The organism is Pseudomonas sp. Eth.TT006 (assembly GCF_054456575.1).
This window is the reverse complement of the sequence record NZ_JBTJEN010000012.1, coordinates 171,964-180,496: the sequence shown is the minus strand read 5'-3', so window position 1 is coordinate 180,496 and position 8,533 is coordinate 171,964. Positions and strand designations below refer to the sequence as shown.

At 60.2% G+C, this 8,533-nt stretch carries 7 protein-coding genes and 1 pseudogene; 4 read left to right on the top strand and 4 right to left on the bottom strand.

Annotated elements, in window-relative coordinates; genetic code table 11:
- Positions 1–48: 48 nt before the first annotated feature.
- Entirely contained in the window at positions 49–561 is a 513-nt protein-coding gene (locus ACXR0M_RS19980; RefSeq protein WP_458833485.1) for an MgtC/SapB family protein, read from the bottom strand.
- 127 nt (positions 562–688) lie between these two features.
- Here ACXR0M_RS19980 and ACXR0M_RS19975 point away from each other — a divergent pair, with 127 nt between their 5' ends.
- The 3 genes from ACXR0M_RS19975 to mapR all read left to right on the top strand — a co-directional run bounded on the left by ACXR0M_RS19975 (position 689) and on the right by mapR (position 4,230).
- The gene (locus ACXR0M_RS19975; protein ID WP_458833484.1) at positions 689–922 is read left to right on the top strand and encodes a DUF3203 family protein; all 234 of its coding nucleotides are present in this window, start codon (positions 689–691) and stop codon (positions 920–922) included.
- Positions 923–1,117: 195 nt separating this feature from the next.
- Positions 1,118–2,548 (top strand): cytochrome c oxidase accessory protein CcoG, encoded by a 1,431-nt coding sequence (gene ccoG / locus ACXR0M_RS19970; RefSeq protein ID WP_458833483.1) that lies wholly within the window; start codon positions 1,118–1,120, stop codon positions 2,546–2,548.
- A 272-nt stretch (positions 2,549–2,820) separates the two neighbouring features.
- Positions 2,821–4,230 carry a GntR family transcriptional regulator MpaR gene (gene mapR, locus ACXR0M_RS19965; protein WP_458833482.1) on the top strand — a complete coding sequence of 470 codons (1,410 nt, stop codon included), beginning with the start codon at positions 2,821–2,823 and terminating at the stop codon, positions 4,228–4,230.
- A gap of 141 nt (positions 4,231–4,371) precedes the next feature.
- Here mapR and ACXR0M_RS19960 read toward each other — a convergent pair.
- Positions 4,372–4,482 (bottom strand): annotated as a pseudogene (locus ACXR0M_RS19960) (SDR family oxidoreductase); the annotation flags it as partial.
- A gap of 375 nt (positions 4,483–4,857) precedes the next feature.
- On the opposite strand from ACXR0M_RS19960, the gene ACXR0M_RS19955 reads away from it, so the two are divergent.
- Entirely contained in the window at positions 4,858–5,319 is a 462-nt protein-coding gene (locus ACXR0M_RS19955; protein WP_458833481.1) for a hypothetical protein, read from the top strand.
- Between the two features lie 130 nt (positions 5,320–5,449).
- Here the strand turns inward: ACXR0M_RS19955 and ACXR0M_RS19950 are convergent, their stop codons facing one another.
- Positions 5,450–6,196 (bottom strand): SDR family oxidoreductase, encoded by a 747-nt coding sequence (locus ACXR0M_RS19950; RefSeq protein WP_458833480.1) that lies wholly within the window; start codon positions 6,194–6,196, stop codon positions 5,450–5,452.
- Positions 6,197–6,416: 220 nt separating this feature from the next.
- Entirely contained in the window at positions 6,417–8,498 is a 2,082-nt protein-coding gene (locus tag ACXR0M_RS19945) for a putative bifunctional diguanylate cyclase/phosphodiesterase (RefSeq protein ID WP_458833479.1), read from the bottom strand.
- Between the last annotated feature and the right edge of the window lie 35 nt (positions 8,499–8,533).

The following is an 8,533-nucleotide window of genomic DNA, read 5'->3' as shown; positions in this document are numbered from 1 at the left end:
TACAGGGGCAACGCAAGTTCATTTGATCGCTCCCACGCTCCGCGTGGGTTACAAATGCTCGTTCTTGTGCCCGTCCTTCTCGAACACCCTGACAATCCGCGGCATCACGCTGAAAATCCCCAGCGCCAGCAACGTACTGAGCAACGCCGTCGCCTCCTTGCCCAAGCCCGTCGCCACGCCAATCGCCGCCGTCATCCACAACCCTGCCGCCGTAGTCAGCCCCTTGACGTGGGCTTCGTCACCTTCGTGATTTTTCAGAATCGTCCCGGCGCCGAGAAAGCCGATCCCGGCGATAACGCCTTGCAGCACCCGGCTCATCGCGTCGGACTCGGCCCCGGCGGTCTGCGGCACCAGCACAAACAGCGCCGCACCCAACGCCACCAGCATATGCGTGCGCACCCCGGCAGCCTTGCCCTTGTGCTCGCGTTCGAAACCAAGAATGCCGCCCAACACCGCCGCCATCAGCAAACGCACGGTAATCCGCGTCAGCTGCGAGGCATCGCCGATGTCGGCGAACTCCGCTTGCAGGGTTTGCCACACTTCATCCCACCAGGCATCCATCAGCCGCTCCTTTTTGTTATGGGTTGTTAGTCGATGGACAGCGCCGACCATTAATCGGTTGCGTCGAACGATCACCCGGCGTGCGGCCCTAACCGTGGAGATCCCCCTGAAAAAAAGGACCGCCCTCATGCCCGTTCGAATCGAAAACCAGACCTGTTTCTTCACCGTGGAAAATGGCGAGGAAATTCGCCTGTGCAACACGCTGGAAGTCAAAACCGACAGTGACAAGTCAATGTCTTTCGTGGAAATCGAGAGCCGGCGCATTTACATCACCGAAGCAGAAGCCGACGCCCTGACCGTTGCAGGTGCCGCGGACGGTCGCAAGCACTTGAAAGCCGACGACAGTGATTCGGTGATTTGACTGACCCTGATCAACACCCGCCGCATACGCCTGCGATAGGCGTTTGCGCCTTTACTGGCGGGCTGCTTCAAGTTGTCGCAGGGCCTGCGCCCAAAGCCATCTGATACGCTTTTTATTGGTTTAGCTGAGTCTGTTATGCAAACAGATCGCCGCGCATAGTTCATTCGCCTGATGGAGGCTGATGAGCGAACGACCATGAGCGAACAAATCCCCGTCCGAACCGTAGAAGCAAGCCCCACCATAAAAAATGTGCCTGGTCGCCCGATGAAGGCGAAGGCCGGCTCCACCGACAAGCAGATCCACACGCGCAGCTTCACCGGGCTGTTCCGCACCCTGCGCATGAGCGGCGCGGGGTTTCTGTTTCTGCTGTTCTTCGGCACCGTGTGGCTGAACTGGGGCGGTCGTCAGGCGGTGTTGTGGGATCTGGCGGAAAGCAAATTCCACATTTTTGGCGCGACCTTCTGGCCGCAGGATTTCATCCTGCTTTCGGCGCTGCTGATCATCGCTGCGTTCGGCCTGTTCGCTATCACCGTGTTTGCCGGTCGGGTCTGGTGCGGTTACACCTGCCCGCAGAGCTCATGGACGTGGATCTTCATGTGGTGCGAGAAGGTCACCGAAGGCGAGCGCAACCAACGGATCAAACTGCAGGCGGCGCCATGGGGCCTGAACAAACTGGCGCGGCGCGCGGCCAAACATACGCTGTGGCTGGCGATCAGCGTGATGACCGGGCTGACTTTCGTCGGCTACTTCACGCCGATCCGCCCTCTGGCGCAAGAGCTGTTCACCCTGCAAATCGGCGGCGTCAGCCTGTTCTGGGTGCTGTTCTTCACCGCCGCGACCTACATCAACGCCGGGTGGCTGCGCGAAGCGGTGTGCATGCACATGTGCCCGTATGCGCGGTTCCAGAGCGTGATGTTCGACAAGGACACCCTGGCGATTTCCTACGATGTGGCGCGTGGCGAAACCCGTGGCCCGCGCAAACGCGAGGTGAAGCCTGCCGAGGCCGGCCTCGGCGATTGCATAGACTGTCAGCTGTGCGTGCAGGTCTGCCCGACCGGCATCGACATCCGCGACGGCCTGCAAATGGAATGCATCGGCTGCGCAGCGTGCATCGACGCCTGTGACTCGATCATGGACAAGATGAACTACCCGCGCGGTTTGATCCGCTACAGTTCCGAACGCGAATTGCAGGGTGGCAAGACTCATCTGTTGCGGCCACGACTGATCGGTTACGTGGCGGTGCTGCTGGTGATGATCGGCGCGTTGGCACTGGCTTTGGTCGAACGGCCGATGGTGTCGCTGGACGTGACCAAGGACCGTGGCCTGTTCCGTGAGAACGGTCAGGGCCAGATCGAGAACATCTACACCCTCAAGGTGATCAACAAGACCCAGCAGCGTCAGGACTACACCCTGAGTCTGGTCGACGGCGACGGCTTCCAGTTGCAAGGCAGGACCGAATTGAGCCTGGCGCCGGGGGAAATTGTCGATGTGCCAGTGTCGGTGGCGATGACCACGGAACGCCCGGCCAGCAGCTCGCAGACCCTGAGCTTCAAGATCGCCGACAGCGACGAGCCAGAGATTTATAGCGTGGCGAACAGCAGGTTTGTGGCGCCGATGAATCGCTGATCCCTTAGAATCGCTCCCTCACCCCAGCCCTCTCCCAGAGGTAGAGGGAGCCGACCGAGGCGTCTGTCGCTATGCATCGACCTGGCAGACCGAGGCGATTATCGATCAGCAAAGCATTGCCAGGCCGAGTCGATCATGGATTCAGCACAGCACTTTCAGGTCGGTGTAGCTCACAAGCATCCCCCAATCAGTCCCCTCTCCCTCCGGGAGAGGGCTAGGGTGAGGGGCAGTTCCGCTGACACCCATCTATTCAACCAGCACCAAGGCACTCGATGAAACGCTACGAAAAATTCGCCGACGACATCGCTGAACTGATCCGCTCCGGCGTGCTTGGCCCCGGGCAGCGGGTGCCGTCGGTGCGCTACGCCAGCCAGACTTACGGCGTCAGCCCGTCCACGGTGTTCCAGGCTTATTACCTGCTGGAGCGCCGCGGGCTGATCCGTGCCCGGCCGCGCTCCGGTTACTTCGTCAACACCCATGCGCCAAGTCCGTTCTCGGAGCCGGTGATCAGCAGCCACGTCAACGACTCCACCGAAGTCGACGTCAGCGAACTGGTGTTCTCGGTCCTCGAATCGATCAAGGACCCGAGCACTGTGCCCTTCGGCTCGGCGTTCCCCAGCCCGACGCTGTTCCCGCTGCAACGCCTGTCGCGTTCGCTGTCCAGCGCGGCACGGGAGATGGACCCGCGCATGGTGGTCACCGACATGTCGCCGGGCAATCCGCAGCTGCGCCGGCAGATCGCCCTGCGCTACATGGTTGGCGGGCTGATGCTGCCGATGGAAGAACTGCTGATCACCAACGGCGCCCTCGAAGCGCTGAACCTGTGCCTGCAAGCGGTGACCGAGCCGGGCGATCTGGTGGCCATCGAAGCCCCGGCGTTTTATGCCAGCCTGCAGGTGCTCGAGCGCTTGAAGCTCAAAGCCGTGGAAATCCCCGTGCACCCGCGCGACGGCATCGATCTTGGCGTGCTCGCGCAGACCCTGGAGCGACATCCGATCAAGGCCTGCTGGTGCATGACCAGTTTCCAGAACCCGATGGGCGCGACCATGCCCGAGACGAAGAAACAGGAGCTGGTCGAACTGCTGCGTCGACATCAGGTGCCGCTGATCGAGGACGACGTCTACGCCGAACTCTATTACGGCCAGCAAGCACCGAAACCGGCCAAGGCTTTTGATACTGAAGGGCTGGTGATGCATTGCGGTTCGTTCGCCAAGAGCCTGGCCCCCGGCTACCGCATCGGCTGGGTCGCCGCCGGACGCTACGCGCAGAAAATCGAACGACTGAAACTGATGACCTCACTGTGCGCCTCGATGCCGGCGCAAGCAGCAATCGCTGACTACCTGCAACACGGCGGCTACGACCGCCACCTGCGCAAACTGCGCTACGCCCTGGAAGAACAGCAGAGCGCGATGCTCGCGGCGATTGCCCGCTACTTCCCGGCGCAGACCAGGGTCAGCCAGCCGGCGGGCGGCTACTTCCTGTGGCTGGAATTGCCACCGCAGATGGATTCATTGAAGTTGTTTCAGATGGCGTTGGCGCAAGGCATCAGCATCGCCCCAGGGCCGATCTTTTCGCCGACCCAGCGTTTCAGAAACTGTATCCGTTTGAACTACGGCAGCCCGTGGACCGAGGATTCGGAGAAGGCCATGGAGACGTTGGGGCGGATTGTGCGGTCATTCTGACAGATTGATGTTGCCGCTAATGACGCCCTCGCGAGCAAGCCCGCTCCCACAGTAGACCGAGTTCTTCAGAAGGAATAGGGTCGACTGTGGGAGCGGGCTTGCTCGCGAAGAGGCCAGACCAGCCAACACAAATACCAAAGATCAGCGCCCGCCCCCCAGATCCACAAACGTCCCCGTCGCATAAGAAGCCTTGTCCGACAGCAACCAGACAATCGCCTCCGCCACTTCATCCGGGCGCCCGCCCCGAGCCATCGTGGACGACACTGCCCGCCGTGTTTGGGCGCCATCCGCAATATCGCGTGCTTGGCGTAGAGGATCGGTGCCAGGACGCTGGCTTTCATATGGACATCGGCGCGCACCGCAATGGAGTCATCAGCAGTCACGTCAACGAATCACCGACATCGACGTCAGCGACGGGGGTTCTCAGTTTCGGACCGATCAAGGCCCCACAATCGTGCCCTCCAGTTCGGTGTTTCAAGATGCTGGAACGGTTGAATTTCAATGTAGCTACCTGTACGTCCGATGAATGGCAGCTCATCCGGGCGATACCTGTCAGCTCTGACAGGTGACAGCATTATCTCGGAATGACTTAATTCAGGAGTAATTTAAATATAAGGAGTATTCAAAATGTCTGGCAGAGAAATCTTACACTCGACCAATTTCGATGATGGCGAGCGACACGGTTGGGGAGAAATGGGTTCTGAACGACAGTTCTGCGACTTGGTAGATGATGAACTGACTGGCAAGGGTAAGTGCCTCGCCACTAGAACAGGCCTTAACCTCCGCATACAACTCGAGTGTCATCAAATAACGCTCACTGAATTTAAGGGCAGGAAAGTGCTGGTTTCTTTCGACCTGCGCGTAATTAACCCCGCCCCAAATTTTGATATGGTCAGCATTGATACTGGTAGAAATAACCACTTTTGGGTGGACCAGCCTAAGCCAAATAGCGAGTGGCAGCGATACTCCATTCCTGTGGATCTTACCAAGGAGACGGAGGGCTTCTTTAATATTGTCGTACGCTATCCGAATAGAGAAATAGACACCCAAGCATTTTTCGACAATATAGTGATTGAGTCTAACGATTAATTACTTACCTTAATGTCAAAACACAGCGGGCTCCGAGACGGGGCCCTTTCAGTTTTTTATGCACATGAAACTGTCATGCAAAGCGCTTACCGCAAACAGATCGGAGCTTCCCATATATTTCCGATTTTCTTCAACGTCCGCCCCCCAGATCCACAAACGTCCCCGTCGCATAAGAAGCCTTGTCCGACAGCAACCAGACAATCGCCTCTGCCACTTCATCCGGACGCCCGCCCCGGGCCATCGGGATGGCCGACTCAAGTTTGCTGACCCGATCCGGATCGCCGCTCAGTGCGTGAAAATCGGTATAGATGTAACCCGGACGCACCGCATTCACCCGAATCCCCTCGCCCGCCACTTCCTTGGACAGACCAACGGTAAAGGTGTCGAGCGCACCTTTGGACGCGGCGTAATCGACGTATTCGTTGGGCGAACCCAGGCGTGCAGCGACCGACGAGACGTTGACGATGCTGCCGCCCTGCCCGCCGTGCTTGGGCGACATGCGCAGGATCGCGTGTTTGGCGCAGAGGATCGGCGCCAATACATTGGTTTTCATGATTTTCAGGATGCGGAATTCGGACATCTCGTCGACCCGCGACTTGTGCCCGACGGTGCCGGCGTTGTTTACCAGCGCGGTGACGCGGCCCAGTTCGCTGTCAACCCGCTGGAACAGTGCGATCACTTCGTCTTCGATGCTGACGTCGGCGCGCACCGCTATCGCCTGCGCACCCAGCGCCCGCACTTGCTCCAGCACGCTGTGCGCGGCCTGTTCATCCGCCTGATAGTTGATGCAGATCCGATAACCCTGCGCGGCAGCCAACAACGCCGTGGCAGCGCCAATTCCGCGTCCGCCACCGGTGATCACAATGACTTTGTCCATGCTGGCCTTCCCCCGATGCACCCATAACCGTCGGGGCAAGAATAACCGCCATTGGCTGGTTTTGCATGGGGTCTGAACATTGCCTTGTGGTGAGGGGATTTATCCCCGACGGGCTGCGAAGCGGCCCCCCGCCATTGTGCTTATTTGCTATTCGCTACCAATCGAACTGGGGGCTGCTGGGCAGCCCATCGGGGATGAATCCCCTCACCACACTGGTCCGTCAGACCACCACCAGTTTCTGCGCACTGACAATGTTCTGCATAAAGCGATCCGCCGGCATCGGGTGCCCGAGCAGATAGCCCTGCAACGAATCACACCCCAACTTGGTCAGGAAAGCCTGCTGCATGCCGGTCTCCACGCCCTCAGCGACAATCCGCAGGCCCAGCGCCTGACCCAGCGCGACGATGGCCGAAACAATCGCCGCGTCGTCGCTGTCGTGTTCCAGATCGCGGACAAAACCGCGGTCGATCTTCAACTCGTTGGCCGGCAGACGCTTGAGGTACATCAGGCTCGAATAGCCAGTGCCGAAATCGTCGATCGACAGGTCGACGCCCATGTCCGACAACTCCTGCAGCACCGTCATGCTTGCATCGGCGTCGCTCATGGCGGTGGTTTCGGTGATTTCCAGGGTCAGGCTATTGGCCGGCAGATGATGCGTCGCCAGCGCCTTGGCCACGCTCTGCACCAACCCGGCATGGCAGAACTGCAAGGCCGAGAGGTTCACTGCAATGCGCCAGTCGGTGTAGCCCAGCACATACCATTCACGCATCTGCCGACAGGCCTCGTTGAGCACCCATTCGCCAATGGCGATGATCACACCGGTCTTCTCCGCCAGATCGATGAACTTGTCCGGCAGCAGCATGCCCTGGGTCGGATGCTGCCAGCGCAGCAACGCTTCGGCGCCGACCGGACGGCCATTGGCGGCATCGAACTTGGGTTGGTAATGCAGACTGAACTGGTTGTGCTCCACCGCCGCGCGCAGGTCCTGCAACAGTTGCAGTTGTTTGCGCGCGTTGTTGTTCATCGACACGTCGAAAAAACTGTAGCCGTTTTTGCCGCCGCCCTTGGCGTGGTACATCGCCGCATCGGCGTTCATCAGCAGTTCCTGGGCGCTCAGGCCATTGCCCGGATACAGGGCGATGCCGACGCTGGCGGAAATCTGCAGCTCATGTTCGGCGACCCGGAACGAACGGGCGATCAGCCCGACCTGACGCGCGGCAAGGCTCAGGGCATCGTTGGGTTCGCTCAGACGCACCAGCAGCACGAATTCGTCGCCACCGATCCGCGCCAGGGTGTCCAGACTGCGCAAGTCTTCACGCAGGCGCAGGCCGACTTCGCGCAACAACTGGTCACCCATGTGATGGCCGAAGGCGTCGTTGACCGGTTTGAAGCCATCCAGGTCGATGAACATCAGCGCAAAACAGCCGCCCTGTTCCGCGACTTTCTTCATCGCCTGATTGATCCGGTCGTCCAGCAGCATGCGGTTCGGCAGACCGGTCAGCGGGTCGTGCAGCGCCAGTTGCGTCAGCTCACGGTTGGCCAGGGTCAGCGAATGCGCCAGCTCGGCGGTGCGCGTTTCGAGGCGGGCGTCGAGGATCGACGTGAGCAAAGCAATCGACAACACCGCCAGCGTGGTGATCAACACCAGACTGTCCAGACCGTTGCCCTTGAGACCGTTGCGCGTCGCGCCGCAGAAGCTGCCGTCGGCAAACTGCGCGGCGGCCATGCCGGTGTAATGCATACCGACAATCGCAATGCCCATGATCACCGCCGCACCGGCGCGGATCAGGCGCACATAGGGCGTGTGCTTGCGCAGGCGAAAGGCGATCCACAAGGCTGCGGCCGAGGCGCCGACAGCGATCAGCAATGACGCGCCAAACAGCGTCGGGTCGTAATCGATCCCAGGGGTCATGCGCAGCGCGGCCATGCCAGTGTAGTGCATGGCGCTGATGCCGCTGCCCATGATCAGCGCGCCGAACGCCAGCTGCAGCACTGGCAGTTTCGGCTGGCTGACCAGCCACAGGGCAAAGCCGCAGGACAGCACCGCGATCAGCAGCGACAGCGCGGTGAGGGTGATGTCGTAACCCAGTTCGATCGGCAGTTTGAAGGCGAGCATGCCGATAAAGTGCATCGACCACACGCCCACGCCCATGGCAAATGCGCCGCCGGCAGTCCAGAAATGCACGGCGCGGCCCCTGGCGGTGGCGATGCGGCCGGTGAGATCGAGCGCGGTGTAGGACGCAAGCGTCGCCACGCACAAAGAAATGAAGACCAGCGTGGAAGAGTAACTACCGATGAGCATGAAGATTCTCGCGAACACCCGCGCCGTACTGCGTC